The organism is Streptomyces sp. NPDC034085 (assembly GCF_055575555.1).
In genome coordinates, this window is record NZ_JBVISL010000011.1 from 154,198 (window position 1) to 178,527 (window position 24,330).

21 protein-coding genes are annotated in these 24,330 nt (G+C 72.5%); 10 read left to right on the forward strand and 11 right to left on the reverse strand.

Features of this window, described 5'->3' with window-relative positions:
• Nucleotides 1-365: 365 nt before the first annotated feature.
• Nucleotides 366-1,121, reverse strand: a complete 756-nt coding sequence (locus ACZ501_RS29995) for an SIS domain-containing protein (RefSeq protein WP_361611577.1) — start codon at nucleotides 1,119-1,121, stop codon at nucleotides 366-368.
• A 257-nt stretch (nucleotides 1,122-1,378) separates the two neighbouring features.
• On the opposite strand from ACZ501_RS29995, the gene ACZ501_RS30000 reads away from it, so the two are divergent.
• Together ACZ501_RS30000 and ACZ501_RS30005 are read left to right on the forward strand one after the other, a co-directional pair.
• Complete coding sequence (locus tag ACZ501_RS30000) at nucleotides 1,379-2,071, forward strand: metal-dependent transcriptional regulator (protein ID WP_267091060.1); 693 nt, start codon at nucleotides 1,379-1,381, stop codon at nucleotides 2,069-2,071.
• A gap of 317 nt (nucleotides 2,072-2,388) precedes the next feature.
• On the forward strand, nucleotides 2,389-3,255 hold the full coding sequence (locus ACZ501_RS30005; RefSeq protein ID WP_468799616.1) for an alpha/beta fold hydrolase: 867 nt from the start codon (nucleotides 2,389-2,391) through the stop codon (nucleotides 3,253-3,255).
• A 100-nt stretch (nucleotides 3,256-3,355) separates the two neighbouring features.
• Here the strand turns inward: ACZ501_RS30005 and ACZ501_RS30010 are convergent, their stop codons facing one another.
• Complete coding sequence (locus tag ACZ501_RS30010; protein ID WP_361604786.1) at nucleotides 3,356-4,288, reverse strand: NADP-dependent oxidoreductase; 933 nt, start codon at nucleotides 4,286-4,288, stop codon at nucleotides 3,356-3,358.
• A 113-nt stretch (nucleotides 4,289-4,401) separates the two neighbouring features.
• On the opposite strand from ACZ501_RS30010, the gene ACZ501_RS30015 reads away from it, so the two are divergent.
• The gene (locus tag ACZ501_RS30015) at nucleotides 4,402-5,376 is read left to right on the forward strand and encodes a GlxA family transcriptional regulator (protein WP_468799618.1); all 975 of its coding nucleotides are present in this window, start codon (nucleotides 4,402-4,404) and stop codon (nucleotides 5,374-5,376) included.
• 61 nt (nucleotides 5,377-5,437) lie between these two features.
• Here the strand turns inward: ACZ501_RS30015 and ACZ501_RS30020 are convergent, their stop codons facing one another.
• The 4 genes from ACZ501_RS30020 to ACZ501_RS30035 are packed head-to-tail and all read right to left on the reverse strand — an operon-like array spanning nucleotide 5,438 to nucleotide 11,382.
• A complete protein-coding gene (locus tag ACZ501_RS30020) occupies nucleotides 5,438-5,785 on the reverse strand; it encodes a hypothetical protein (RefSeq protein WP_468799620.1) in 348 nt (115 codons plus the stop codon).
• A gap of 10 nt (nucleotides 5,786-5,795) precedes the next feature.
• Nucleotides 5,796-10,385 carry a putative T7SS-secreted protein gene (locus ACZ501_RS30025; RefSeq protein ID WP_468799622.1) on the reverse strand — a complete coding sequence of 1,530 codons (4,590 nt, stop codon included), beginning with the start codon at nucleotides 10,383-10,385 and terminating at the stop codon, nucleotides 5,796-5,798.
• Entirely contained in the window at nucleotides 10,382-10,966 is a 585-nt protein-coding gene (locus tag ACZ501_RS30030) for a hypothetical protein (RefSeq protein ID WP_361604774.1), read from the reverse strand. The genes ACZ501_RS30025 and ACZ501_RS30030 overlap by 4 nt, the downstream gene beginning before the upstream one ends.
• Nucleotides 10,963-11,382, reverse strand: a complete 420-nt coding sequence (locus ACZ501_RS30035; protein WP_361604771.1) for an SseB family protein — start codon at nucleotides 11,380-11,382, stop codon at nucleotides 10,963-10,965. The genes ACZ501_RS30030 and ACZ501_RS30035 overlap by 4 nt, the downstream gene beginning before the upstream one ends.
• Before the next feature lie 135 nt (nucleotides 11,383-11,517).
• Between ACZ501_RS30035 and ACZ501_RS30040 the strand changes: the two genes are divergently transcribed.
• Nucleotides 11,518-11,943 (forward strand): contact-dependent growth inhibition system immunity protein, encoded by a 426-nt coding sequence (locus ACZ501_RS30040; RefSeq protein ID WP_361604768.1) that lies wholly within the window; start codon nucleotides 11,518-11,520, stop codon nucleotides 11,941-11,943.
• 50 nt (nucleotides 11,944-11,993) lie between these two features.
• Here ACZ501_RS30040 and ACZ501_RS30045 read toward each other — a convergent pair whose 3' ends face one another.
• The 3 genes from ACZ501_RS30045 to ACZ501_RS30055 form a co-directional block, all read right to left on the reverse strand.
• Nucleotides 11,994-13,649 carry a transporter gene (locus tag ACZ501_RS30045; protein ID WP_468799624.1) on the reverse strand — a complete coding sequence of 552 codons (1,656 nt, stop codon included), beginning with the start codon at nucleotides 13,647-13,649 and terminating at the stop codon, nucleotides 11,994-11,996.
• The gene (locus ACZ501_RS30050) at nucleotides 13,646-14,488 is read right to left on the reverse strand and encodes an ABC transporter ATP-binding protein (RefSeq protein WP_362459242.1); all 843 of its coding nucleotides are present in this window, start codon (nucleotides 14,486-14,488) and stop codon (nucleotides 13,646-13,648) included. Before ACZ501_RS30050 ends, ACZ501_RS30045 begins: the two co-directional genes overlap by 4 nt.
• Nucleotides 14,489-14,613: 125 nt before the next feature.
• The gene (locus ACZ501_RS30055) at nucleotides 14,614-15,300 is read right to left on the reverse strand and encodes a bifunctional DNA primase/polymerase (protein ID WP_361604759.1); all 687 of its coding nucleotides are present in this window, start codon (nucleotides 15,298-15,300) and stop codon (nucleotides 14,614-14,616) included.
• Between the two features lie 214 nt (nucleotides 15,301-15,514).
• On the opposite strand from ACZ501_RS30055, the gene ACZ501_RS30060 reads away from it, so the two are divergent.
• Both ACZ501_RS30060 and ACZ501_RS30065 read left to right on the forward strand, forming a co-directional pair.
• Nucleotides 15,515-16,897 carry a transcriptional regulator gene (locus ACZ501_RS30060; RefSeq protein ID WP_468799626.1) on the forward strand — a complete coding sequence of 461 codons (1,383 nt, stop codon included), beginning with the start codon at nucleotides 15,515-15,517 and terminating at the stop codon, nucleotides 16,895-16,897.
• Nucleotides 16,898-16,977: 80 nt separating this feature from the next.
• Nucleotides 16,978-18,540, forward strand: a complete 1,563-nt coding sequence (locus tag ACZ501_RS30065) for a hypothetical protein (RefSeq protein WP_468799628.1) — start codon at nucleotides 16,978-16,980, stop codon at nucleotides 18,538-18,540.
• 21 nt (nucleotides 18,541-18,561) lie between these two features.
• Here the strand turns inward: ACZ501_RS30065 and ACZ501_RS30070 are convergent, their stop codons facing one another.
• Nucleotides 18,562-19,938 (reverse strand): ABC transporter substrate-binding protein, encoded by a 1,377-nt coding sequence (locus ACZ501_RS30070; RefSeq protein WP_468799630.1) that lies wholly within the window; start codon nucleotides 19,936-19,938, stop codon nucleotides 18,562-18,564.
• 196 nt (nucleotides 19,939-20,134) lie between these two features.
• Here ACZ501_RS30070 and ACZ501_RS30075 point away from each other — a divergent pair, with 196 nt between their 5' ends.
• Together ACZ501_RS30075 and purU are read left to right on the forward strand one after the other, a co-directional pair.
• Nucleotides 20,135-20,581: an SCO4402 family protein gene (locus ACZ501_RS30075; RefSeq protein ID WP_361604792.1), complete on the forward strand. Its 447-nt coding sequence runs from the start codon at nucleotides 20,135-20,137 to the stop codon at nucleotides 20,579-20,581.
• Between the two features lie 14 nt (nucleotides 20,582-20,595).
• Nucleotides 20,596-21,483 carry a formyltetrahydrofolate deformylase gene (gene purU / locus ACZ501_RS30080; RefSeq protein ID WP_361604747.1) on the forward strand — a complete coding sequence of 296 codons (888 nt, stop codon included), beginning with the start codon at nucleotides 20,596-20,598 and terminating at the stop codon, nucleotides 21,481-21,483.
• Nucleotides 21,484-21,725: 242 nt separating this feature from the next.
• On the opposite strand, the gene ACZ501_RS30085 is transcribed toward purU, so the two are convergent.
• Nucleotides 21,726-22,241, reverse strand: a complete 516-nt coding sequence (locus tag ACZ501_RS30085) for an EF-hand domain-containing protein (RefSeq protein WP_361604744.1) — start codon at nucleotides 22,239-22,241, stop codon at nucleotides 21,726-21,728.
• Nucleotides 22,242-22,519: 278 nt separating this feature from the next.
• On the opposite strand from ACZ501_RS30085, the gene ACZ501_RS30090 reads away from it, so the two are divergent.
• Both ACZ501_RS30090 and ACZ501_RS30095 read left to right on the forward strand, forming a co-directional pair.
• Entirely contained in the window at nucleotides 22,520-23,098 is a 579-nt protein-coding gene (locus tag ACZ501_RS30090) for a sigma-70 family RNA polymerase sigma factor (RefSeq protein WP_007265652.1), read from the forward strand.
• A complete protein-coding gene (locus tag ACZ501_RS30095; RefSeq protein ID WP_468799632.1) occupies nucleotides 23,095-24,321 on the forward strand; it encodes a maleylpyruvate isomerase N-terminal domain-containing protein in 1,227 nt (408 codons plus the stop codon). The genes ACZ501_RS30090 and ACZ501_RS30095 overlap by 4 nt, the downstream gene beginning before the upstream one ends.
• Nucleotides 24,322-24,330 lie beyond the last annotated feature (9 nt).

Sequence of the window (24,330 nt, forward strand, 5' to 3'; positions counted from 1 at the left end):
TGTGGCTGCCCCGGCGGGGGCCGTTGCCCTGGCCGGGCCGTTGCCCTGGCCGGGCGGTGTGGGCGGGGTGTCGTGGGCCGGGGTCGGGGGCGGGGTGGGGTGTCGTCCGGGACGGGCTTCGATGTTCGGCGCCTGTTCCGGGTCCGGTTGGGGAGCGGTACCTCGCGCCGAATTCATCTCGTTTTAGTCCCGGACGACACCCCACCCCGCCCCCGCCCCCTCCGGTGAGTGCCCTCGTTCCCGCCTGGCCGGCACAACCAGCCTCGCCGGCGTTTGAGGCGCGGGGTCTGGGGCGGAGCCCCAGGGTCTTGCAGCCCCGCCGGCGTTTGAGGCGCGGGTCCGGGCAGCGCCCGGGAGGGGGCCGTCTAGTGCCGGAAGAAGATCCGGTCCCCGTACTCCCGCATGACGCGCCCGTTCCACTCGTGCCCGCCGTCCACGTTCCCCGACCGCAGCAGCGGCGGCTCGACGCCCCGTGCCGCCAGCTCCCCGGCCGCCGCCGCCATCACCGCCTGCATGATCGCGCTCGTCACCACCGTCGACGCGGGAGCGAACGGCGCGTCGATGCCGTCCACCGTCAACTCGGCGTCGCCCACCGCGATCTTGCTGTCCAGCACGATGTCGCAGTGGTCCTTCAGGAACGTGCCCGACACGTGCCGCGACCTGGTCCCCGCCGCGTACGCCAGCGACGTCACGCCGATGACCTTCAGGCCGATCGCGCGGGCGTTCATGGCCATCTCGACGGGCAGGGCGTTGCGTCCGGACAGCGAGATGACGACCAGGACGTCACCGGCGGTGGCCGGGCTGCTGTCCAGGACCGCTCCGGCGAGCCCGTCGACCCGTTCCAGCGCGCTGCCCAGCGTGGCCGGCATGACGTCGACGCCCGCGGTGCCCGGGACGGCGAGGAAGTTCATCAGCGCGAGCCCGCCGGCCCGGTAGACCACGTCCTGCGCGGGCAGCGAGGAGTGTCCGGCGCCGAAGGCGAACAGCCGGTTCCCGGAGGCGACGGCCCGGGCGATCTCGGCCCCGGCCTCGTTGATCCGGGAGCCCTCCTCGTCGCGCACCCGCTCCAGCAGGCCGATGGCGGCGTCGAAGAACTGCCCGGCCAGCTTGCTCTCGCTCATACGCCGTAGGCCCTTCCAGGGTGTGGGTGCGCGGTGGCTGCGTCGCCGATGTCCGCCGCTCACCGTGCGGTCTGGACCAAGGGCGTGTCAATACGGCCGTCAATCCCGCACCGCCCGCCCCGTGCACCCCGTCCGCCACCGCGGCGCGGCCCCGGGCGGATGTCCCGTACATGCCTTGACGCCCGGCGCGGGACGGTTGTCGGCGCGATGCGTCAGAATTGGGGACAGGGCCAGCGCACGCAATCCGAGGGGCACGAATGTCCGGACTGATCGACACCACGGAGATGTATCTCCGCACCATCCTGGAGCTGGAAGAGGAAGGTGTGGTCCCCATGCGCGCCCGGATCGCCGAGCGGCTGGACCAGAGCGGCCCGACGGTGAGCCAGACCGTGGCGCGCATGGAGCGCGACGGGCTGGTGGCGGTGGCCAGCGACCGCCACCTGGAGCTGACCGACGAGGGCCGCAAGCTCGCGACGCGCGTGATGCGCAAGCACCGTCTCGCGGAGTGCCTGCTCGTCGACGTCATCGGCCTGGAGTGGGAGCAGGTGCACGCCGAGGCCTGCCGCTGGGAGCACGTGATGAGCGAAGCGGTGGAGCGGCGCGTACTGGAGCTGCTGCGCCACCCGACGGAGTCCCCGTACGGGAACCCGATCCCGGGCCTGGAGGAGCTGGGCGAGAAGGCGGAGGCGGACCCGTTCCTGGAGGACGGCATGGTCAGCCTGTCCGAGCTGGATCCGGGCACCGAGGGCAAGACGGTGGTCGTCCGCCGGATCGGTGAGCCGATCCAGACCGACGCCCAGCTGATGTACACGCTGCGCCGGGCGGGCGTGCAGCCCGGCTCGGTGGTGAGCGTGACGGAGTCTCCGGGCGGTGTGCTGGTCGGCAGCGGCGGCGAGGCGGCGGAGCTGGACGCCGACATCGCGTCGCACGTGTTCGTCGCCAAGCGCTGACGGCACCGGGCTGACCTTCCGAGGGTGTTGACGGCCGGCGGCCCGGTGCCGCCGGCCGGCCGGACGCAAGGCGGTCCCGGCGCCTTTCGGCGCCGGGACCGGTCCTCCCCTTGCTGACCTGGAGCCCCGAGCTCTCAAGGTCATCCCCTTCGGACCGTCTTCCCCGAGCGGCCCGCCTCCCTGTTGAAAGGATCTCCATCGGCAGGGGCGGCCAATCCTTGAGCAAGGTCACTCGAAAGAGCGGTGTTGTCGGCGAGACGCCCGTTTTCGAATGCGGGTTCGATAGTCTGGCCGGGAGCGAAGGGGGTGCATCTCCGGTGGTACAGCGCATCGATGTCACAGGCGCCGACGGCGTACGCCTGGCCGCCTGGGAGTTCCGGGAGCCGCCTGCCGAGCCCCGGAAACCGGCGGTCCTGTTACTCCACGGCCTGATGGGCCGCGCCCTCCACTGGGCCGGCACCGCCCGCTGGCTCGGCGAGCACCGCCGGGTCGTGGCCCTGGACCAGCGGGGGCACGGCCACAGCAGCCGCCCCGCCGCCGGGCCCGACCGGACCGCCTCGCTGGGCCGCGAGGCTTTCGTCGCCGACGCCGAGGCCGTCATCGAGCAGCTCGGGCTCGCCCCCGTGGTGCTGATCGGCCACTCCATGGGCGCCCTCACCGGCTGGCAACTTGCCGCCCGGCGCCCCGATCTGGTCCAGGCCCTGGTCATCTGCGACATGCGGGCGTCCGCCCTGGGCGAGGCCTCCCAGCAGGAGTGGGAGGAATGGTTCCGCCGCTGGCCGCTGCCCTTCCCCACGCAGGACGCCGCCCGCCGCTGGTTCGGCGAGGACGACCCCCGCGTCGAGCGCCCCGACCCCGGCCGCGGCGCCTTCTTCGCCGAGGTGATGCACGAGGCGCCGGACGGCTGGCGCCCGGTCTTCTCCCGCAGCCAGATGCTGACCGTCCGCGAGACCTGGGTGCACGACGCGCACTGGGAGGAGCTGGCCCAGGTCCGCTGCCCCACCCTGGTCGTGCGGGCCCTGGACGGCGATCTGGGCCGCGCGGAGGCACAGGAGATGGTCCGCGTCCTGCCGGCCGGGCAGTACGCCGAGATCCCCGACGCCGGCCACTACGTCCACTACGACCAGCCGGCCGCGCTGCGCGAGGCGCTGGAGCCGTTCCTGGAGGGGGTGGCCGTCTCCTAGCGGGCGCACGCCGGGCGGGGCCGTACGAGCAGGCGCTCGTGCGGCCCCGCGTCGGAGGACCGGCCGCCCCGGCTGGTCGTGCCGTCGACCGTGCCGTCGTTCATGCGGTGACGGACAGGACGATCTTCCCCCGGGTCCTGCCGCCGTCGCTGAGCTCGTGGGCCTTCCCGGCCAGTTCCAGCGGCAGCACCGTGTCGATCTCGGGCCGCAGCAGACCGGCCTGCGCCAGGGCGGCGATCTCCCGCATCCCCGCGTGGTCGGCCTCCACCGCCATGAAGGCCGCCCGCAGCCCCAGCGGCCCGGCCTCCACCGCGAGGCGGGCCTCGGCCGGGGAGGCGAGGGAGACCACGATGCCGCCGGGCCGCAGGGCGCGCAGCGAACGGGGCCCATACTCCCCGCCGATGGCGTCGAGTACGACGTCCACCGGCTCGACGGCCGTCTCGAAGTCGACCGCGGTGTAGTCGACCACCTCGTCCGCGCCCAGCCCCCGCAGGAACGCGTGGTTGGCGGCGCGGGCGGTGCCGATCACGTACGCGCCGCGCGCCTTGGCGATCTGCACGGCGAGGTGCCCGACCCCGCCGGCCGCCGCGTGGACCAGCACCCGCTGCCCGGGGCACAGGCCCGCGGTGTCCACGAGGGCCTGCCAGGCGGTGAGCGCGGCCAGCGGCAGCGCGGCGGCCTGTACGTGGCTCAGCGCGGCGGGCTTGCGGACGAGGTGCCGGGCGGGGGAGGTGACGTACTCCGCGTACGTGCCCGCCGGGACGGGGTGGCGCGGCATGCCGAACACCTCGTCGCCGGGGGCGAGGGTGGTGACCCCGATGCCGACCGCCTCGACGACCCCGGACACGTCCCAGCCGAGCCGGATCGGCTTCCCTGCCAGCCCGCCGGTGGCGCGGTGCCAGGAGTCCGTCGGGTTGACCCCGGCCGCATGGACCCGTACGAGCACCTCGGCCGGCCCCGGCTCCGGCCGCTCCACCTCGACGACCTCGAGCACCTCGGGCCCGCCGAACCCGTCCTGAGCCACCGCACGCATCACGCCACCCCGTTCCCGGAGGGGCCCCTGCGGCCCCGTCCCGAGATCAAGATTTCCGCACCGCGGCCTGCGGAACGAGTGGCAAGACTGCCACCATCTGAAAAGATCTTGCCATGTCTTCTGCGCTGCACCGTGTGGTCGTCCTGGCCCTGGAGGGCGTCTACCCCTTCGAACTGAGCATCCCGGTACGCATCTTCGGCACGGCCTGCGGGCCGGACGGCGAACCGCTCTACGAGGTCACCACGTGCAGCCTGACGGGCGCCCCGGTCGCCACCAGCGCCGACTTCACCATCACGGTCGGGCACGGCGCCGAGGCCCTGCGCACGGCGGACACCCTGGTGATCCCGCCCTTCACCTGCGGCCCGACGGAGCCCCGGGACTGGCTGCCGGCCGACCTCGCCGAGGCCCTCGCCCTGCTCCGGCCGCACGCCCGCATCGTGTCGATCTGCACGGCCTCGTACGTACTCGCCGCAGCGGGCCTGCTCGACGGGCGGCGCGCCACCACGCACTGGAACGAGGCGCGCACCTTCCAACGGGCCTTCCCCCACATCGAGGTCGACGAGAACGTCCTCTTCGTCGACGACGGCCGCGTCCTCACGGCGGCCGGGGTCGCCGCCGGAGTGGACCTGTGCCTGCACCTGGTCCGCCGCGACCACGGCAGCGAGATCGCCAACCGGGTGGCGCGCCTGTGCGTGGTCCCGCCGTGGCGGGAGGGCGGCCAGGCCCAGTACATCGAGCGCCCGATGCCGGAGCCGGAAACCGCCACGACGGCCGCGACCCGTGCCTGGGCCCTGCACCACCTGGACCGCCCGCTCACGTTGCGGGAGTTGGCGGCCCACGCCGGAATGAGCGTCCGCACCTTCTGCCGCCGCTTCGTGTCGGAGGTCGGCATGCCGCCGGGCCAGTGGCTGGCGCAACGCCGCGTCGACCACGCCCGCCGCCTCCTGGAAACCACCACCCTCCCGGTGGACCAGGTCGCCACCCAATCGGGCTTCGGCACCTCGGCCTCCCTCCGCCGCCACCTCTCATCCACCCTGGCCACCTCCCCGTCGGCCTACCGCCGGGCGTTCACCTCTGCCCGTTCGTGAGGTGCGCAGGGAGCCGCCGAGCGGCCCGTTGACGCCCGCAGGGCGTCGGGGAGCACGGTGGCTAAGCGAGCAAGGTCTTCTCCTGGAGGTCCGGGTGCGGAAATACTTGGAGGATCAGTTCTCCTACCGTGTCCTGGGTTCGGAATTCGACGATGAGTCGTGTCTGGTTGAATGACTCATCGACCCTCAATAGTTCCGCACCTTCACGATAGATGGTCACGGGCATGCCTGAGGGTGAGGGGGTCCAGGTGACGGCAATCGATCCTGCGGTAGCGTCGTATGAGAACTCGATCTGCTCTCCGGTGACTTCCAAGAAGCGCAGTTTGTAACCGCCTTCTCCCTGTGCTTCTGGCTCCACACCAAACGCGTTGATGAACGCCTGGGGATCAGGTGTGACGAACTCGGGCATTCAAGCGCTCCTATGGGGCTGAGGTGATGCTGCGCCAGTAGCTGCCGCCCTTGATGACGACGGTTGTGAATTGCGGGACACCGTCAGGCGTGAGCTGCCAAGTCGCTTCCATTTGGCGAATGCCATTCGGTCCTGTAATGACGGACTTGGTTACGCCGTAATTTCCGTATTGATTGCTGAAATGTTCCTCGAAGTGTCCGCTTGCCGCAGCTTCTTCGAGGTGCCTTCGCACGTACTCGCGAGATGCTGGGGTGTCATGGAATCCGATGCTCTTCAGCTGTTGTGCATTCTGCTTCGCACGTGCACTGTTGTGCGGGTCTGGCTTGATGTCGTGATCGAACATGTAGTCGAGCTTTCGCTCGGGAATATCGGGGCACGGGCCGAGGCCCAGGGGGTCCGACCAGGTGTGCGGGTTGTGGACATACGTTGACGGGTTGGGGGCCGGGGTGAGGCCCAAGGGGTCCGGGGTGAGGTAGCGGGCCGTTTCGGGGTCGTAGGTGCGGAAGTAGTTGTGGTGGAGGCCCGTTTCGGGGTCAAAGTACTGGCCCGGGAAGCGGAGCGGCGTGTACGCCGCGGCGTTGCGGGGCCATGCGGTGGTGCCCCAGAGGGTCGAGCGGGAGCGCCAGGCGATCTCGCCGGATTCCGCTACGAGCTCCTTCGGGGTGCCGATGAGGTCGGTGACGATGGCGAAGAACCGCTCGTCGGTGGTGCCGAGGACGCGTTCCGCCTGGGTGAGCGGGTGGAGGCCGTCGTGGGTCCAGGTGAGGGCGACCTGTCCGGTGGATTCCTCACAGAGGGTGGTTTCGTCCCAGGTGAAGAGGATCTCTTCGGCGACCGATCCGTCGGGGGACAGGCGTTGTTTCGCCGTACGGCGGGACAAGGCGTCGTAGCGGTAGCGCCACCGCGTGCCGTCGGGAGTGGTGACGGCGCTCATGCGGTCTTCCGCGTCCCACTCGTAGCGCCAGGTGTCCGGCTTGCGGGAGAGGCGCGTCTTCTGGCGCAGGACGGTCCGGCCCAGCGCGTCGTGCTCGTAGCGGACTCCGCCCGCGCTGGTGATGCGGGTGCCGGAGTAGGTGCGGGTGCCGTGGGCCTCGGTGCCCGCGTGCTGGACGGGCCAGCCGGCTCGGGTCTGGTTGCCCGCCTCGTCGTAGGCGTAGCGCTCCGACCAGTTCGCGGCGTCGACTGCGGTGACGCGGGACGCCGAGTCCAAGGTGAAGGTGCTCGGGCCCGCGAGGGCGTCGTCGACGGCCGTGAGGGCTCCGTCCGCGCGGTAGCTGTAGCCACGGCGTTGGAGCGTGCGACCGTCCTGGCCGGTCAGGTGCTGGTCGGTGAGGCGCCCGAGCGGGTCGTGGTCGTGGGTGAGGGCGAGGTGGGGCCCGAAGGTGCGGGTCACTTCCCGGCCGGCCGCGTCGCGTTCGAAGGCGATCGTGCGGCCCGAGGCGTTGAGTTCGGTGCGGTGGCCCGCGGCGTCGTACGTCCACCGGGAATGGGCGCCGCTGGGCGTGGTGCGGCCGACCCGGCGGCCCAGGAGGTCGTAGGTGTAGGACAGCGTGCGGCCGTCGACGGTTTCCGCGGTGAGGCGTCCGTATGGGTCGCGTTCGCGGGTCAGGACCGTACCGTCCGGGGAGACGGCCCGGGCGAGTGCGCCGAAGGCGTCGTACGCGTAGGACGTGGTGCCGTCCGGTGTGTGCTTGTGCAGGAGCTGGGACAGGGCGTCGTGCTCGTACGTCGTGTGCGTGCCGAGGGCGTTGGTGCGGGCTGCCAGGCGGCCCGCCGCGTCGTACGCGTACGTCAGCGTGCGGCCGTCGAAGTCCGTTTCCGACGCCAGACGCCCGGCCGGGTCGTAGGCGTACTGCCAGGTGAGGCCCTGGGGGTTGGTGACGGCGGTGAGGCGGAGCTGGGTGTCGTGGTCGAAGGTGTAGCGGGCGCCGTCGGGACCCGTGCGGGCCGTGAGGAGGTCGAAGTCCCCGTACTCGGATACGGTCCGACCGCCCACCGCGTCGGTGTGGGAGGTGCAGTTGCCCTCTCCGTCGTACGTCCAGGACTCGGCGGAGCCATCAGGGTTCTGGCGGTGGAGCAGGCGGCCTTCGACGCTCCAGGTGAGGTGTGTGGTGTGGCCCAGGGGGTCCGTCACGGCGGTCGGGCGGCCGAAGGCGTCCCGGGTGTAGAGGGTGCTCGCGCCGAGCGGATCGACCGCCTCCAGGAGCAGGCCGGCCCGGTTGCAGCGGATCGTGGTGGTGTGGCCCAGGGCGTTCGTCACCGCTGACAGGTGGCCGCGCGGGTCATACGCGAAGTGGGTCGTGGTGCCGTCCGGCGCGGTGGCCGAGGTGCGGTTGCCCGCGGCGTCGTACGTGCTGAGGAAGACGCGGCCGTCCGGCTGGACGACCTTCACCGGCAGGCCGAGGGCGTCGTACTCGGCCCGCACCGCACGGCCGTCCGGGCGAACCACGGTGGTCAGGCGGCCGTCCTCGTCGTACTCGAAGCGCGTCGTGTGGCCGAGCGGGTCCGTGCGCGTCAGGAGGCGGTGGTAGGCGTCGTACGCGGATTGAGTGGTGGCGCCCGTCGGGTCGATCTCGGCCGTGACCTGGGCCCGGTCGTTGACCAGGAAGCGGGTGGTGTGGCCCAGGGAGTCGGTGAGGGTGGTGACGCCGTCCCCGTACGCGAAGCGGACGTTCAGGTGGCCGTTGGTGCCCGACTGCGCGATGCAGCGGTGCCGGTCGTCGTAGACGTAGTCGAAGTGGCGGTCGTTGGTGTCGGTCCAGGACGTCATCCGGCCGAGTTCGTCGTACCCGAAGCGGAGCGGTAGGCCCGAGGAGTTGGTGACCGAGGTGAGGTGGCCGCCGGTGTAGGCGTACCGGAGGATCTCCGTGCCGTCACCGAGGGAGAGGCGGGTTATCCGGCCGTCGGACGAGGTGAGGCGCAGATCGTAGCCGCCGCTGTGGCGGAGAGAGGCCGGGGCGCCGGACTCGTCGTACGTGAAGGTGATCCAGGCGCCGGTCCGGTTCTCCAGCTGGATGATGAGGCCGTTGTCGTCGAAGTGGCGGACGTTGCCGGACTCCGGGTCCGTGACCGTGTATCCGCCGTCCGCGTCGAGCGTCAGCGGCCAGCGCTGCCCGTGCGAGGGGAGTACGGGGACACCGGGCTCGGGGTGCGGGTAGGCGAGCAGGCTGCCGTCCTCGCGGACGAGGATCACACCCTCCTCGTCGATCTCCAGACGCTGGTCGACCGTCGACGCCCACGACGGGCCGAACCAGCGGCCCGTCCGGTACGAGGACTCGAAGGTCCGGGTGAAGAGGAGGGGGAGCGTGCCCGGGAGGACGATGTCGGTCTGGGGGAGCACCATGCGGCCCGTCGCCACGTCGACCGGGTCCTCGCGGCACACCTTCTGCCCCTGGGCGCGGGCGGATGCCTCCGGCTCCGCCTGCTGGGCCGCGCGGGCCTCCTTGGCCGCCGCGCCCTCCACCGCCTCCTCCGCCACCCGTGCTCCGGCCCGGGCCCCGGTCCTGGCCGCACCTCCGAAGCCCTCCGTGCCCAGCAACTCGGGCAGCAGGCGGCCGGCGCCTTCGGCGAAGTCGTTCCGGAAGGGGTCGATGAGGGCGCCGGCGACGCGGTCGGGGTGGGCGGGGGCCGAGACCAGGCCCGCCAGGGTCATGCTGACGTTCTGCTGGTACTCGGCGGGGTGGGTCAGGTTGTAGCTGTCGTACGGGCTGATGCCGCGCAGGAAGTTGAGCATCCCGGCCGTGCCCTTGGCGACACCTCCGCTGAAGTGCGCGAGCTCCAGGGACGCGGCGGCCCCGTGGTCGAGGACGGCGGCCTTGGCCCGGAGGAGGGGCGGAGGCTGGGCCGGGGCGTGCTCCAGCGCGGCCGTCAGGGCGGTCCCGGCGCTGGTGGCAGCCTCGTCGCGCTGGCGACGGGCTTCCGCAAGGATCTCCTGGGCGTGTTTCGCTTCCGCCGCTCCGACGTTGTCCGGCGCGGTCGGTACCGGGCCCGGGTTCTTCCCCGCCAAGGCGGTCGCCTTGTAGGCGTCGACGGCCTTCGCGTAGGCGTCGGCGGCATCCTCGTGGGCTTTGAGTGCCTTCCTGTAGAGCTCGACGGCCTGTCCCGCCTGCTTCTGGGCCCACTCCACCGTGTCGGCGTACCTGGTCAGGGCGTCGCCCGCCTTCTGGCAGGCGTCGGCGGCGTGCAGCCACTTGGTCGGATGCACGGCGAACGCCTCGCGGAAGGCGTCGGCCGCCGCCCCCTTCCAGCTGCCGGCGTCCAGTGCCTTCATGCCCTGGCCGACCCGGTCGAACGCGGCCTGGAAGTCCTTCATGTGCGCGGCCGACGCGCGGATGTCGGCCGGTGAGCCGTGGAGGAGTTCGTCGGCCTGCTCGGTCTGACCCAGCTGCTGCTCCGCCACGGATGCGCCGAGACGGGCGGCGAGGCCGTCACCGAGGTCCTCGACGTCGTCCGCCCAACGGTCCTTGCCGACCTTGTGCAGGACGTCGCCGATCTCGTCGGTGGCCTTGTCGATGCCTTCGCCGACCTTCTTCTTCGCGGCGGTCCAGGTGTTCTCCAGCTGCCCCAGACCCTTGTCGGCCAGCGCTCCCCAGTCCGTCATCGCTGCTCACCGCCGTCCCGCTCGCGAGTGGGCTCGGCCGCCTTCGAGGGGTCGATCTCCCGGCGCGGGGCGATGTCCTCCCAGGTCTGCTTCCACGCCCGGTCGGTGCTGTCGAGGGACTGGATGACGGACTCCGCGCCGTAGTCGGCGTTCTGGAGGTTGTTGTAGGGGCTGTTGGCCAGGATCCCGTCCCAGTCCTGCCCGATGACCTCCTGCTCGGACGCGTACGGACTGCCCCCGAGAACGGCGTTGGCCAGTACCTTGAAGCTGCCCTGGACGTACTGGTCCTGCTCGTGGACCAGACCCGCCGACAGGCCCACGCCCGCCGCGAACTCGTTCCCTTCTTGGACCAGCGCGCGCACCCCCCAGCCCCACCGCTCGCAGAACGTGTCCAGCAGCGAGGTCAGGCCCTCGTGCCCGCTCTGCATGCCCGACAGCTTCAGCGCCGTGAATCCGCCGCCCACGCTCGCGCTTCCGATCGAGCCGAGCTCCTTCAGCTCGGACAGGGTGTCCGTGATGCCCTTGGCGATCTGCCCCAGTGCCGCCTTCGACACGTCGAGGTCACCCTGCTCCCCGCTCATGCCGCCACCTCGCCGTCGAGCGCGACCGCTGCGGCGTCCGGCACGATGCCGCGCACCGGCGGGAACACCGTCCCGTCCGGTCCCGCCGCGTCCAGGGCGACCCCGCAGGGGAAGTCCAAGGCCGGTATCACGTCGTCCAGCAGCCGTGCGCCGAGCACCCGTCGGTAGCCCCACTCACGGCCGGCCTCGTCCCGTGCCTGCGCGAACCGGGCCAGCGCCTCTTCATCCGAGAACGCGCAGATCCAGTCCAGGCCGCCGAGTCGTGACGTCCACAGGCCGCCCTGTTCGTCGTGCGGCACGAGTACCGCCCGGTTGCGGAACTCCGCCAGCCGGTCCCGGGGCGGCGGTTCGCAGGGCGCGGGGGCCCTGTCGGCTGCGGCTGAGCGCAGGCGCTCCCATTCCTCGTCGAAACCCATGCGGAACTCCCCCCACAGCCCTGTTAATCGAACGAACTTTTACAGGACCGGACTGGTGGGGCAAATGCCGTCCGCGTGGTGGTGCGGGGATTCGGCCAGTCGCTCGGGGGGGCCGGGGCGGGTGAAGATGGGGGCATGGAGCATCTGCTGCACCTTGACCGGACGCTTGACGAGCTGGATCCGCCGCGTTGGACGCTGCCCGACAGCGGTGTGACCCGTTTGATGGAGCGGGTGCACGCGTTGCGGCGGGTTCCCCTGCGGGAGTTGGGGCCGGGCGATCTGCGCATGCTTGTGACGCAGCAGGTGGCCCTGCCCTACGTCGTTCCCCTCGCCGTGCGTCTGCTGCTCGAGGAGCCCCTGCTGGACGCGTCCTTCTACGAGGGCGACCTGCTGCTCGCCACCGTTCGACTGCCGGATGCCGTGTGGGCCGTGCTCCCGGACCTCGGTGTGCGGCTGAGTGCCGTGGTCGCCGCGTTGCCGGAGGTGGCGGTCGCCGAGCTGCCTTCCGGTGCGGCCGAGCAGTTCGGGCGGTTCGTCGCCGGGTTCGGGGCGCGGCGCTGATGTGGCAGGGGGCGGCCGGGCTGGTGCCCTGCCGCCCCCCCCCCTGGCCGTCAGCCCTTGCTGACCGCCGTCAGGATCTCCGGGAGCTTGCGGAAGACCGCCGGGGCCGCCAGGCGCAGGCCCGACCAGGTGGCCAGGGCGCCCCAGGCGATGCCGACCGGGAGGACCAGCCACGTCAGGTGGCCGAGGCCGTCCGCCACCGAGAGGTACACCGTCAGGGCGATCACCGGGGAGCAGATCACCGCCGACGACAGCATGCCGCCGATGATGCCGAGCCAGGCCAGGCCGCCCTGTCCCGGGGCGACGTTCTTGAACGCCCCCTCCGACGGGATGGAGTACGGGAAGTGCGCCGAGGCCAGCGCGCCCGTGCACAGCATCGAGCCGAGCAGTGCCAGGGCCAGCCCCAGGGCGGCGGGGAACGTCGCCCAGTTGCCCACCAGGGCGGCGGTCACGGCGGTGACGAGGACGGTGTACGGGACGGTGATCAGGCCGAGCGCGGCGGCGCGGGCGCGCAGTTCCCCGTACGCGTCGCGCGGCGAGGAGAGGGTCTGGGCGACCATCCAGAAGGCGGAGGTGTCCTGCCCGAACTGGTTGTACATCTGGACGCCGAGCATCCCCGAGCCGAAGCAGGCCAGGTAGACCGAGCCGGTGCCCTGGAGGGCGTTGAAGACGGGGACGATCAGGCCGACCGCCAGCGCGGACACCCACGCGGACTTCGTCTTCGGGTCGCGGGCGATGTACCGCAGGGTGCGCTGCATGACCGCGCCCGTACGCCCCGAGGGCAGGAGGGACCACACGCCGCGCGAGCCGCTCCGGTCCTTCTCGGGCTTCGAGGCCGCGAGGGTCGAGCCGTCCGGGGTGACCATCAGGCTGGTCAGGCTGCGCTCCCAGAACCACAGGAGGGCGGCCAGGGCGGCGAGGGTCAGGGACAGCTGGGCGGCGGCCGTGCCGTACGCGCCCTCACTGGCGGAGTCCACCATGCCGACGGCCGTCGCCGGCGGCAGCCAGCGCACGACCGCCTCGACCGGCTCCAGGGTGGCCAGCCCGCCCTGCTCAAACAGGCGCTGACTGGCGAAGTTGACCACCTGGGCGCCGATCGCGATCAGCAGGCCGCTCAGCAGCGCGAGGTCGCGCCCCTTGCGGCTGGTCAGCAGCCGTACGTTCGCCGTGGCCACGGCCCGGGCGAGGGCCACGCAGCCCAGCAGCAGCAGCGGGGCGCCGACGACGGCCGCCGCGATGCCCGCCGCGCCGTGCGCGACCGCCGCGACGGAGCCGACGGCGATGCAGAGCGTGAACAGCGGGCCGATGCCGACCAGTGAGGAGGCCAGCAGGGCCCGTACGAGGGGACGCGGGCGCAGCGGCAGCATCACCAGCCGGCTCGGGTCGAGGGTCTCGTCGCCGGTCGGGAAGAACAGCGGCATCACGGTCCAGCCGAGCGCGAGGATCGCGGCCAGCAGGACGACGACGGTCCCGGCGTGGAGGTGGCCGTGCAGCATGGCCAGGCCCAGGGTGACGAAGACGGAGAACACCAGCGAGATCACCAGGCTGGTGATCCAGACGGCCTTGCGCTTCGAGGAGCCCTTCAGGCCGTTGCGCATCAGCGAGAGCTTCAGGCGGACGAACAGGGAGGTGAGGGACACCTCGGAGGCCGCGGCCGCGGAGGAGCTGGCGGCGGCGGAGGAGGCGGTGGTGGAGGAGGCGCTCATCGTGCGCCGCCGAGCCAGTCGAGGGAGTCGCCGGCGGCGTGGTCGCGGGCGCCGACGAGTTCCAGGAAGGCGGCCTGCAGCGAGGGCGCGGAACCCCGTACGTCGGCCAGCGGGCCGGCGGCGCGGATCTGCCCGGCCGCCATGACGGCCACCCAGTCGCAGAGTGATTCGACGAGCTCCATCACGTGGGAGGAGAAGACGACGGTGGCACCGGACGCGGTGTAACGTTCCAGCACCCCGCGGATGGTCTGTGCCGACACCGGGTCCACGCCCTCGAACGGCTCGTCCAGGAACAGGACTTCCGGGTTGTGCAGCAGAGCGGCCGCGAGGCCGATCTTCTTGCGCATGCCCGTCGAGTAGTCGACCACCAGCTTGTGCTGGGAGCCGGCGAGGTCCAGCACGTCGAGCAGCTGCGTCGCCCGCTTGTCGGTCTCCTCGCCCGGCAGTCCGCGCAACCGGCCCATGTAACCGAGGAGTTCACGCCCGGAGAGGCGCTCGAACATGCGCAGCCCCTCGGGCAGGACGCCGATGCGCGACTTCACCTCGACCGGGTCGGCCCACACGTCGTGCCCGGCGACGAGCACCCGGCCCGCGTCCGGGCGCAGCAGCCCGGTCACCATGGACAGCGTGGTCGTCTTGCCCGCCCCGTTCGGGCCGACGAGACCGATGAAGCGGCCGGCCGGCAGCTCCAGGTCGATGCCGCCGACGGCGACCTGCTCGCCGAAGCGCTTCCACAGTCCCTCTACCCGTACGGCGGCCGCGGGCTGCGCGGATCGCGCGCCCCCACTCGTCCCGCCGGTCCCACCCGTACCGCCTGCCGCATAACCCTGGTCCGGCATGCGCCTGCCTCTCGTTCTGTTCCCCGTGGTCGTACGTTCCTCACCATAGGAGCCGGGGGAGAGGCGGCAGCAGTTACGAATGTCATGAACTTGCAGACATGAATGTCAGCGCCGGCGGAACGGGGTCACGCCTTGCGGCGGCCCCGGGCCGCGGCCGCCTCGCTGCCGCAGGCGTACGCGAGGGCGTCGATCAGCTCCTCCGCGTCCGGCAGCCACCGGTTCGCCGGCGTGGGCTTACGGGCCCACTGCACCGGTCCCTTGCCGCCGAAGCGGGTCGGCGGCGCCGCCACGTACTGCCCCTCGCCCCGCGTGGCCAGGTCGATGGCGTGCGGCAGCCAGCCCAGCTTGCGCACCAGCTCCGGCACCTTCGCCCCCGCGCCCGGCAGGACGAAGAACAGCATCCGGTGGTCGGGGGTCAGCGCGACGGGCCCCAGGGTGCGGTCCGTGCGCTCCAGCCGCGCCAGCGCCAGGAACCCGGCGGAGTCCGGCACGTCGAGCGCGTCGAAGGTGCGGCCCGTCGGCATCAGGATGGAGGCGCCGGGGTGCTTGGCCCAGATCCGCCGCACGCCCACCGCGCTGCCCGAGGCCAGCGACGCCCAGTCCTTCACCGCCGGGTGAGCGCCGGGCGCCGGGCAGTCGGCCACCCCGCAGGAGCACACCTCCCGGCCGTCGCCCGGCTCCAGCCACGTGCCGGCGAAGACGTCCCAGTGGCGTTCTTCCACGTACCGCACGGCATGGTCCAGCAGCTGGTCCCCGCGCTGCTGGGGGACGGGCGCGTGCTCCGTGACTGTGATGGTCTCTTCCACGCCCATCACAACTCCCGGGGTCACGGCGGGTTACGGGCGCAAACCGGCCGGTGGGCGCTGCATCGATCCTGCATACGGGGCGCACGGGTGCACGGGCGGGGGCGCGTGGGAGGCCGGGGCGCGGTCGCTGGGTAACGACACGTCGCAGAGCGGAAGATTCTCCGCACTTCAGGCGGGAAGTGATCATTCCATCGCTCACCCGCGGCCTCAGGGGGTTTTCATGGCAGCCAGGCCTCTCGTAGCGCGCCAGCCGAACGAACGGCTGCAGGCGCTCATCCAGGAAGCCGGGTGCTCCAACGCCGGGCTCGCCCGGCGCGTCAACATGTGCGGAGCCGAACACGGCCTCGATCTCCGCTACGACAAGACCTCCGTGGCCCGCTGGCTGCGCGGTCAGCAACCGCGCGGCCGGGCCCCCGGGATCATCGCCGAGACCCTCGGCCGCAAGCTGGGGCGCACCGTGACCATCGACGAGATCGGCATGGCCAACGGCAAGAACCTCGCCTCCGGCGTCGGCCTGCAGTTCTCCCCGACCGTCATCGGCGCCATCGAGCAGGTCAGCGAGCTGTGGCGCAGCGACGTGGGGCGCCGCGACTTCCTGTCCGGTTCGAGCGTGGCGGCCTCCGCCCTGGTCGAGCCGAGCCGGGACTGGCTGATCACCGGGGCCGACCCGCAGGTGGCGCGCAGCAGCGGTGCGCGCGTCGGCATGCCCGACGTGGAGGCGGTACGGGCGACCACCGAGGCCCTGACCGAGCTGGACCACCGCTTCGGCAGCGGGCACGTACGGCCCGTGGTGGTGCACTACCTCAACTCCGTCGTCTCGGGTCTGATCGCGGGCTCCTACCGGGAACCGGTCGGGCGCGCCCTGTTCGCGGCGGTGGCCCGGCTCACCGAGCTGGCGGGCTACATGGCGGTGGACACCGGCCAGCCGGGGCTGGCCCAGCGCTACTACATCCAGGCCCTGCGGATGGCGCAGGCCGCGGGCGACCGCGCGTACGGGGGCTACGTGCTGGCCGCGTCCATGAGCCACCTCGCCGCCGAGCTGGGCAACCCGAGGGAGATCGCGCAGCTGGCGCGGGCCGCGCAGGAGGGCACGCGGGGGCAGGTCACCCCGCGCGTGGAGGCGATGTTCTACGCCGCCGAGGCGCGCGGGCACGCGCTGCTGGGCGACGCCCGGGCCACGGCGGTGCTGTCGGGGCGGGCGGTGACGGCGCTGGAGCGGGCCGAGCCGGAGTCGGGCGACGACCCGGTGTGGATCCGCCACTTCGACCAGGCCTACCTCGCGGACGAACTGGCCCACTGCCACCGGGACTTGGGACAGGCCGAGGCGGCGGGCAAACGGGCCGAGGAGGCGCTGCGCAACCTGCCCGCGGCGAAGGCGCGCCGCCGGGCGATCGGGTTGCTGCTGCTGGCGTCGGCCCAGGTCCAGCAGCGGGAGGTCGAGCAGGCCTGCCAGACGGCGGCGAAGGCCGCCGAACTGCTGGGGTCGCTGCGCTCGCGGCGGGGCGCGGAGTACCTGGACGACTTCCGGGCGCGGCTGGAGCCGTACCGGGAGGAACCGGCCGTGCGGGAGTTCGGGGCGAGGCTGGAGGTTCAGGCGGCCTGACGGGGGCGCGGCGCGACCGGGTAGCGTGACCCGACGGTTCCGTGGGTTCGGACGAGTCGGAGAAGGCAGAAGGAGTCCCGGTGACGGAGAACGGACAAGGGGGCGTCCCCCAGCCCGGGACGCCGCATCAGGCACAGCCGGTGCCGGCTCCCGGTTACCCGCAGCAGCCGGGGCCGCAGGCCGGGGAGGCGTGGGGGGCGCCCCCGGCGTACGGGTACCCGCAGGAGCAGGAGGCGCAGGGCGAGCAGGGCCGGGACCGGGCCGCGCAGGACCCGCAGCAGTACGCCGCGCCGTACGGGGCCCCGTACGAGCCGGCGCCGCAGCCGGGGCAGCCCGCGTACGGGTACCCGCCGCCGGCGGGCCACGTCGTCGGCCCGGGCTTCGAGGGGCCGGGGGACCCCCACGGGTACGGGTACCCGCCGCTGCCCGAGGCGGCCACGCAGTACATCCCGCCGGTGCGGGCGGCGGCCCACGAGCAGGCGACGCAGTACATCCCGCCGGTTCCGCCCGCCCCGCAGCACGAGCAGGCGACCCAGTACATCCCCCCGGTTCCGGAGCACGAGCAGGCGACCCAGTACATGCCGCCCGTCCAGGCGTCCGCGCACGAGCAGGCCACGCAGTACATCCCCCCGGTTCCGCAGCACGAGCAGGCGACCCAGTACATCCCGCCCGTGCCGCAGGCCCCGCAGCACGAGCAGGCGACGCAGTACATCCCGCCGGTTCCGCCCGCCCCGCAGCACGAGCAGGCGACGCAGTACATCCCGCCCGTCCCGGGAACCCCCGCGGCGAACACCGCCGAAGGCTTCGACGCGCTGTTCCGGACCGACGCGGACGCCGAGGCCGCCGGGCACACCCAGCAGCTGCCGCCGGTCCCGGACCCGGGGCCCCGCCGGACCCCGCCGCCCGCGCCGCCGCAGCAGTACGGGCCGCGCCGGCCCCAGCCGCCGCAGCAGCCCCAGCCGCAGCAGCCCCAGCAGCAGTACGCGCCCCCGCCCCCCGCGCCCGGGCGCCGGATCCCGCCCGCCGTCATCGCGGCCGCGGTGTTCGGCCTGGCCGTGGCCGGGCTCGGGGTGGGCGCCCTGCTCGGCGACGGCAAGGCGCAGAACACCGACCCCGGCGCGGTGGCCCCCGCCGCGAGCGGCTCCGCCGGTTCGGGCGCGGCGCCCGGGGAGGAGGCGGTGGACCCGGCCCGCCCGCAGGCCGTCCAGCTCGACAAGCTGCTCGCGGACAGCAACGACAGCCGGGCCTCGGTGATCAAGGCCGTGGACGACATCAAGGACTGCAAGAACCTCGGCCAGGCGGCCCAGGACCTGCGCGACGCCGCCCGCCAGCGCGAGGAACTGGTCACCCGGCTCCAGGAGCTCAAGATGGACCGGCTCCCGAACCACGCGCGGCTCGCCGCCGCCCTCACCAAGGCCTGGAAGGCCTCGGCGGACGCCGACAACAGCTACGCGTCGTGGGCGGACGACGCCGCCCACGACAAGGGCGGCTGCAAGGACGGCAAGGCCAAGGCCACCGACGACGCGGCCGACGGCAACAAGTCGAGCGCCGAGGCGACGAAGGCCAAGGAGTCGGCGGCGGCCATGTGGAACTCGATCGCCGCCAAGTACGGCCTCACCCAGCGGGACAAGTCGCAGCTGTGACGGGCGGCCGCCCCGCCCGGGTCAGGCCGAGCGGGGGGCCTGTTCCAGGGTCGGGGTCATGTCGAGGTTCTGCTCGCCGAGCTGGGCGATCAGGCGGCCCGACTGGACGGTCTGGAAGCTGACCCGGCCGTTGACCAGGCGCGGGAAGCCGGCCACGGCCCGCATGTCCTGGTAGCGCCAGCTCAGCTCGGGGGTGAGGTTTCCGGTCTGCACGCCAGGGGACTGGTTGAGGGCCCGGCTCAGTTTGCGGGCGGTGATCTCCTCGTCGCTCCTGAAGCGCTGGACGATCTGGTGGAGGACGCTGTACGCGATCCAGGTGGTCTGGGCCCCGCTGTCGTCGGGGTCCACGGTGTCGTCGCCGAAGGCCTGCTCGCTGATCATCGTGCGCATCGGTGCCCACAGCGGGTCGGTCGACACCGGGTACCAGCTGGTGACGTAGGCGCCCTCGAAGGGGCTGTCCTTGCCGCCGGTGCGGTCGACCAGGGCCTGGCTGATGCTGCCGAGGACGGAGGAGATCTGCGTCCTGCGGGTGGTGTCGACGCGGCGGAAGGCGTCGAAGAAGATCTCGGTGCGCTCGCCGAGGACGGCCGTCACGCAGCTCCTGTTCTCCTTGCCCGGGTCCTTGGCCGGGTCCTTCGGCGCCTTGGCGGCGGCGGCCGGAGTGGGGGCGGGGGTGGTGGTCGCTGTCGTGCCGGACGGGGCGGCCGGTGCGGGCGCCGGCGGGCTGCTGCTCAGTGCCTCGCGGGCCTGCGGCTTGAAGTCGGCGGAGTCCTCGGCCGCCCGGATGTCGGAGGCCTCCGGCATGCCGTTGGCCTTCAGCCCCGCGTTCAGCAGGACTGGCATGGTGTCCCCCGCCAGGGTGTCCGGGCGGACCAGGGAGACCTGGGAGCAGGCCTTGCCGAGCTGGTGGCCGGCCCCGGCGAGCAGGGCGGGCTGCCCGCCGTTGACCGGGTAGGACAAGGTGCTCTGGAACTCCTCCGGGGACACTCCGTAGCCGCCGATGAAGGGGATCCCCGCGGCTTCCAGCGGGGCCATGAAGGCGCGTCCGTGCTGGCTGTAGGAGCCGACGACGGCGACGGCCTTTTCGGTGATGGCCTTGCGGGCGCAGTCGGCGGCGCCGGTCGGTGTGTTCTTCTCGTTGCAGGTGATCACGCGCAGTCTGCGGCCCTTGATGCCGCCGTTGGCGTTCACCCAGCGCTCGTAGGCCTTGGCCATGCCGGGCATGCCGGGCATATTGGTCGCTTTGGTGCCCATGGGTGCGAAGGTCACGACGGTGAGGGAGTCGGTGGAGCCTCCCGGGCCGCCGGGGACCACCCCGCACGCTGTGGTGAGACACGCGGCCGTCGCCGTGGCAATCACCAGGCGGGACAGGGCAGTTGCGCGTCGGTGATGGGTCATGTCCACCGACCCTTCCGCCCCGGGGGTAACTCAGCGATGAGATGGACACAACAAAGGGTGACGCCGAGGTGAATTGCGGGGGGCCGGTCGCGCACAGGTGCTTCAAGATCGCACCACCGGGGAACGTACGATCGAAAGCGTGACATTCGCCCAAGGTTCGAAGAACTCTTCCCGCCGCGGCGGCCGCTCCTCCACCATGGGCGGCATGCCCCTCAACGACATGCCGTGGTGGCGCTGGCGCGGCAACGTGCGCTCGGCGCTGCACATGCTTTCCGACCCGGTGTTCCAGGCGGAGGTCTGGCTGGCCGGCGTCGAAGGGTACGGGGACGTCACCGACGCCGTGTACCGGCTCGTCGAGGACACCTGGCTCGACAGCTGGTCCGCCGACAAGTACGTCGGCACGATCTTCCGCGACGCCCAGGAGGCGGCCCTGGTCGACGTCGCCGTCCTGCGGGTGCTGCGGATCCTGCACCAGGTCGGACCCGACGCGCCCGTCTCCGCGTACCTCGGCCACCAGGACTGGCCCGAGGCGGTCCGGGCGGCGCGCGAGGCGCACGTACGGATGTCGGCGGCGGACGGGGAGGACCCGGACGAGCGGCCCAGCTCCGTCGACGTGCTGAGGATCCTCACGCGCGCGGTGTGAAAGGCTGTGCCGTCATGAGCGAACACCCACAGCAGCAGGCCCGCCCCGAGCCGCTGGCCCAGTACGTCCTGACCGTCTCCTGCCCCGACAAGCAGGGCATCGTGCACGCCGTGTCGAGCTACCTCTTCATGACCGGCTGCAACATCGTCGACAGCCAGCAGTTCGGAGACCGCGAGACCGGCCTCTTCTTCATGCGGGTGCACTTCGAGGCCGAGCCCGCGGTGACGGTGGAGAAGCTGCGCGCGAGCTTCGCCGCGATCGGCGACTCCTTCAGGATGGACTGGCAGATCCACCGCACGGACGAGCGGATGCGGATCGTGCTGATGGTGTCGAAGTTCGGGCACTGCCTGAACGACCTGCTGTTCCGCTCCCGGATCGGTGCGCTGCCGGTGGAGATCGCGGCGGTGGTCTCGAACCACACCGACTTCGCCGAGCTGGTCGGCTCGTACGACATCCCGTTCGTGCACATCCCCGTGACCAAGGACACGAAGGCGGACGCGGAGGCGCGGCTGCTGGAGCTGGTGCGCGAGCAGAACGTCGAGCTGGTGGTGCTCGCCCGGTACATGCAGGTGCTGTCGGACACCCTGTGCAAGGAGCTGAGCGGGCGGATCATCAACATCCACCACTCCTTCCTGCCGAGCTTCAAGGGCGCCAAGCCGTACCACCAGGCGCACGCGCGCGGTGTGAAGCTGATCGGCGCGACCGCCCACTACGTGACGGCCGACCTCGACGAGGGTCCGATCATCGAGCAGGAGGTCGAGCGGGTCGGCCACGAGGTCACCCCGGACCAGCTGGTCGCGATCGGCCGGGACGTGGAGTGCCAGGCGCTGGCGCGGGCCGTGAAGTGGCACAGCGAGCACCGGGTGCTGCTGAACGGCTCCCGCACGGTCGTCTTCGCGTAGCCGCGGTCGCGCGGTCGGGCTCGCCCGGCCGCCGTCGCACGGTCCGGCTCTGTGCGGTCGGCTTTGCGCGGTCCGGCTTTGCGCGGCCGTCGTCGCGCGGCCCGGCTCCCTGCGGCCGGCTTCGCGCGGCCGTCGTCGCACGGCCCGCCGTCGCCCCGGCCGCCGTCGCACGGTCCGGCTTCGGGTGGGTTCCCGCGGCCGTCCGGGGCACGTGCGTGGCGTGCCCCGGGCGGTGTCGGCCGTCAGGCGTCGGGGTCGACTCCGCAGTAGCCGGCGAAGGCCGTGAGGATCTCCTCCTCCGAGATGCGGCCGTCGCCGTCCGTGTCCAGGGCCCCCGCCAGCCGGGCGGCCAGCGCGGGCTCGGTGCCCAGGACGCGCAGGACGCGGGCGGCCGCCGCCGGGGTCGCGCCCGCGCCGTCCTCGTCCGCCACCGCGATCACGGCCCGCAGGAACGGCCGGGCGATCTCCGCGAACCGCTGCGGGTTGTCCCGCAGCCGCTTCGCCGCCCCGGTGACGAACTCCTCGCGGGACACCCGCTGGTTGCCGTTCACATCGGCGATCCCGGCCATGCCCTGCCAGAACGCCTCGGCGCCGTAGAAGACGGCCTGGCCCTTCTCCGAGCGCGCGGCCGTACCGAATTCGGCCAGCACGGCCCTCGCCGCCGTGCTGAAGTCCTCCCGGTCGATATAGCCGGACCCGTCCTGGTCGAAGGTGGCGAATCGGGCGGCGATCTTGCGCTCGTACTCTGCGCTGTCCATGGTCGGCTTCCGCCTTCACGTGTGCGTAGGGGTGCGGTTGGGGTTCAGATCAAGACAGGCAGGAGCGTACGGCCTCGGTGGCCTGCGCGTTAAGCGAAGTGGTCAAGGAGGTGGCCGCACCGAACCCGCGCACGGGGAGCGCGCCGGGGCGCGTGCGCGGGTACCGGGGCGCCGGGCTAGCACGCCGGCCCCGCTTCCCGGGGGAGGTTCGCGCAAAACCGGCGCGTTCCATCCGGTGCCCACTACATTTGACGGGTCGACACACGGCTGGAGGCACCATGGCGAAGGACGTTCCACCGCGCTGGGACCGCCGCATGCAGCAGCGTCTCGCCCGCGGTGAGGCCGCCGCGCTGGGGGAGCTCTACGACCGTTTCGCCTCGCTCGTCCACAGCCTGGCGCACCGGGTCCTCGGCGACGAGAAGGCCGCGGACCGGATCACCCGCGAGGTCTTCGGCTACATCTGGGAGAACCCGGACGCCTACGACCCCAAGCAGGGCTCCATGCGTTCCTGGGTCGCCCGGATCACCCAGGGCCAGGCCGTCGCCCGGCTGCGCCAGGCCGAACTGGGCCGCGGCTCGCGCGAGGAACTCGAACAGAAGGTGCGCAGCGCCAACGCGGCCGCCCGCGCGGACTACATCGTCACCTCCATGCCCGCGCCGCTGCGGGCCGCCCTGGAACTGGCGTACTTCAAGCGCCGCGACTACCGCCAGGCCGCCGCCGACCTGCAGATCAGCGAGGACGAGGCACGGCGCAGGCTGCGGCTCGGGCTCCAGCTGCTGTCGACCGCCAACGTCCTCCCCCGGGAGGACACCGCCCCGCCCGGATACGGCCCACGCGGATACGGAACGCCCCGATGACCGGACCCTCCGAAGACACCCCCGACGACGCGTACGAGCGGCAGGCGGGCGGTCGCGCACGGATACCGGGTCCCCGCGCGGCCGGCGACGACCTCGACGCTCCGGCGACCCTGCCGCCCGCACCGCCCTCGCACGCCGTGCTCAAGTCCCTGCTCGGCGCGTGGGCGCTCGCCGCCTGCTCCGCCGAGGAGACCCAGGCCGTCGAGGACCACCTCACCGAGTGCGCGCCCTGCGCCGAGGAGGCGCTGCGGTTGCGCGACGCGGTGGGCCTGCTGCACCCGGAGGAGAGCCTCGACCTCAAGCCGCTGCTGCGCTCGCGCGTGCTGGAGGACTGCCTGGGCAAGCGCCCCGCCCGCATCCCCGTACCGGCGTGGGCGAACCCGTACGACACCGAGACGGCGCGGCTGGACGCGCTGCTGCGCGACTTCGGCGACTCGGAGTGGCACACCCCGGTGCGGCTGAAGTGGTTCGAGGAGGAACGCCGGCGCTCGTACCGCACCACGGTCGCGGGGGTGATCGGGCACCTGCTGACCGTCGACGGGCTGATCGCCACCGCGCTGGGACTGGACGACCCGCTGGGGCCGAAGGCGCCGCCGGGCGGCCCCACGGACCGCACCGAGCATTTCTGGAACTCCGCCCCGCACCCCGCCACCCGTCAGGTCCGCGAACCGTGGCGGGCCCAGGGGCACACGCTGGTCCGTACGGTCTCCTTCGCCGGCCGGGGCGTGGCCGAACTGGACGTGGACTACGGGGGCTTCGCGCTGCCGCTCGGCGACGCCTTCCTGGAGCGGGCCTTCGAGTGCTGGGTGCACGCCTGGGACATCGCGGAGGCGGTGGACTACCCGTACGAGCCGCCCTCGGGGCCGCACCTGCACCGGATGATCGATCTCGCGGCCCGGCTGCTGCCCGGCGCCCTGGCGGGCCGGCGGCGTTCGGGTCTCGCGGCCCCGGCCCGCGGCCTGGTCGCGGCGGGGGCCCCGGGGCGGACCCTGCACCTGGAGATCGAGGGCGCGGGCGGGGGCGGCTGGGACATCGCCCTGGACTCCCCGGCGGCGAAGCCCTCGCGGGAGCACACGGTGGCCGAGGTCGCGCTGGACGGCCTGGAGTTCTGCCAGCTCGCCGCCGGGCACATCTCCCCGGAGGAGGCCGCGGTGGGCCAGACCGGCGACCGGGAGGCGATCCGCGACGTCCTGTTCGCCGCGGCTTCGCTGAGCCGGCTGTAGCAACGGCCG

Excerpts from the sequence above, each read along its gene's own strand:
- ACZ501_RS29995 (WP_361611577.1), bottom strand. The coding sequence starts at position 1,121 with ATGAGCGAGAGCAAGCTGGCCGGGCAGTTCTTCGACGCCGCCATCGGC.
- ACZ501_RS30000 (WP_267091060.1), top strand. The coding sequence starts at position 1,379 with ATGTCCGGACTGATCGACACCACGGAGATGTATCTCCGCACCATCCTG.
- ACZ501_RS30010 (WP_361604786.1), bottom strand. The coding sequence starts at position 4,288 with ATGCGTGCGGTGGCTCAGGACGGGTTCGGCGGGCCCGAGGTGCTCGAG.
- ACZ501_RS30015 (WP_468799618.1), top strand. The coding sequence starts at position 4,402 with ATGTCTTCTGCGCTGCACCGTGTGGTCGTCCTGGCCCTGGAGGGCGTC.
- ACZ501_RS30020 (WP_468799620.1), bottom strand. The coding sequence starts at position 5,785 with ATGCCCGAGTTCGTCACACCTGATCCCCAGGCGTTCATCAACGCGTTT.
- ACZ501_RS30025 (WP_468799622.1), bottom strand. The coding sequence starts at position 10,385 with ATGACGGACTGGGGAGCGCTGGCCGACAAGGGTCTGGGGCAGCTGGAG.
- ACZ501_RS30030 (WP_361604774.1), bottom strand. The coding sequence starts at position 10,966 with ATGAGCGGGGAGCAGGGTGACCTCGACGTGTCGAAGGCGGCACTGGGG.
- ACZ501_RS30035 (WP_361604771.1), bottom strand. The coding sequence starts at position 11,382 with ATGGGTTTCGACGAGGAATGGGAGCGCCTGCGCTCAGCCGCAGCCGAC.
- ACZ501_RS30040 (WP_361604768.1), top strand. The coding sequence starts at position 11,518 with ATGGAGCATCTGCTGCACCTTGACCGGACGCTTGACGAGCTGGATCCG.
- ACZ501_RS30045 (WP_468799624.1), bottom strand. The coding sequence starts at position 13,649 with ATGAGCGCCTCCTCCACCACCGCCTCCTCCGCCGCCGCCAGCTCCTCC.
- ACZ501_RS30050 (WP_362459242.1), bottom strand. The coding sequence starts at position 14,488 with ATGCCGGACCAGGGTTATGCGGCAGGCGGTACGGGTGGGACCGGCGGG.
- ACZ501_RS30055 (WP_361604759.1), bottom strand. The coding sequence starts at position 15,300 with ATGGGCGTGGAAGAGACCATCACAGTCACGGAGCACGCGCCCGTCCCC.
- ACZ501_RS30060 (WP_468799626.1), top strand. The coding sequence starts at position 15,515 with ATGGCAGCCAGGCCTCTCGTAGCGCGCCAGCCGAACGAACGGCTGCAG.
- ACZ501_RS30070 (WP_468799630.1), bottom strand. The coding sequence starts at position 19,938 with ATGACCCATCACCGACGCGCAACTGCCCTGTCCCGCCTGGTGATTGCC.
- ACZ501_RS30075 (WP_361604792.1), top strand. The coding sequence starts at position 20,135 with ATGGGCGGCATGCCCCTCAACGACATGCCGTGGTGGCGCTGGCGCGGC.
- purU (WP_361604747.1), top strand. The coding sequence starts at position 20,596 with ATGAGCGAACACCCACAGCAGCAGGCCCGCCCCGAGCCGCTGGCCCAG.
- ACZ501_RS30085 (WP_361604744.1), bottom strand. The coding sequence starts at position 22,241 with ATGGACAGCGCAGAGTACGAGCGCAAGATCGCCGCCCGATTCGCCACC.
- ACZ501_RS30090 (WP_007265652.1), top strand. The coding sequence starts at position 22,520 with ATGGCGAAGGACGTTCCACCGCGCTGGGACCGCCGCATGCAGCAGCGT.
- ACZ501_RS30095 (WP_468799632.1), top strand. The coding sequence starts at position 23,095 with ATGACCGGACCCTCCGAAGACACCCCCGACGACGCGTACGAGCGGCAG.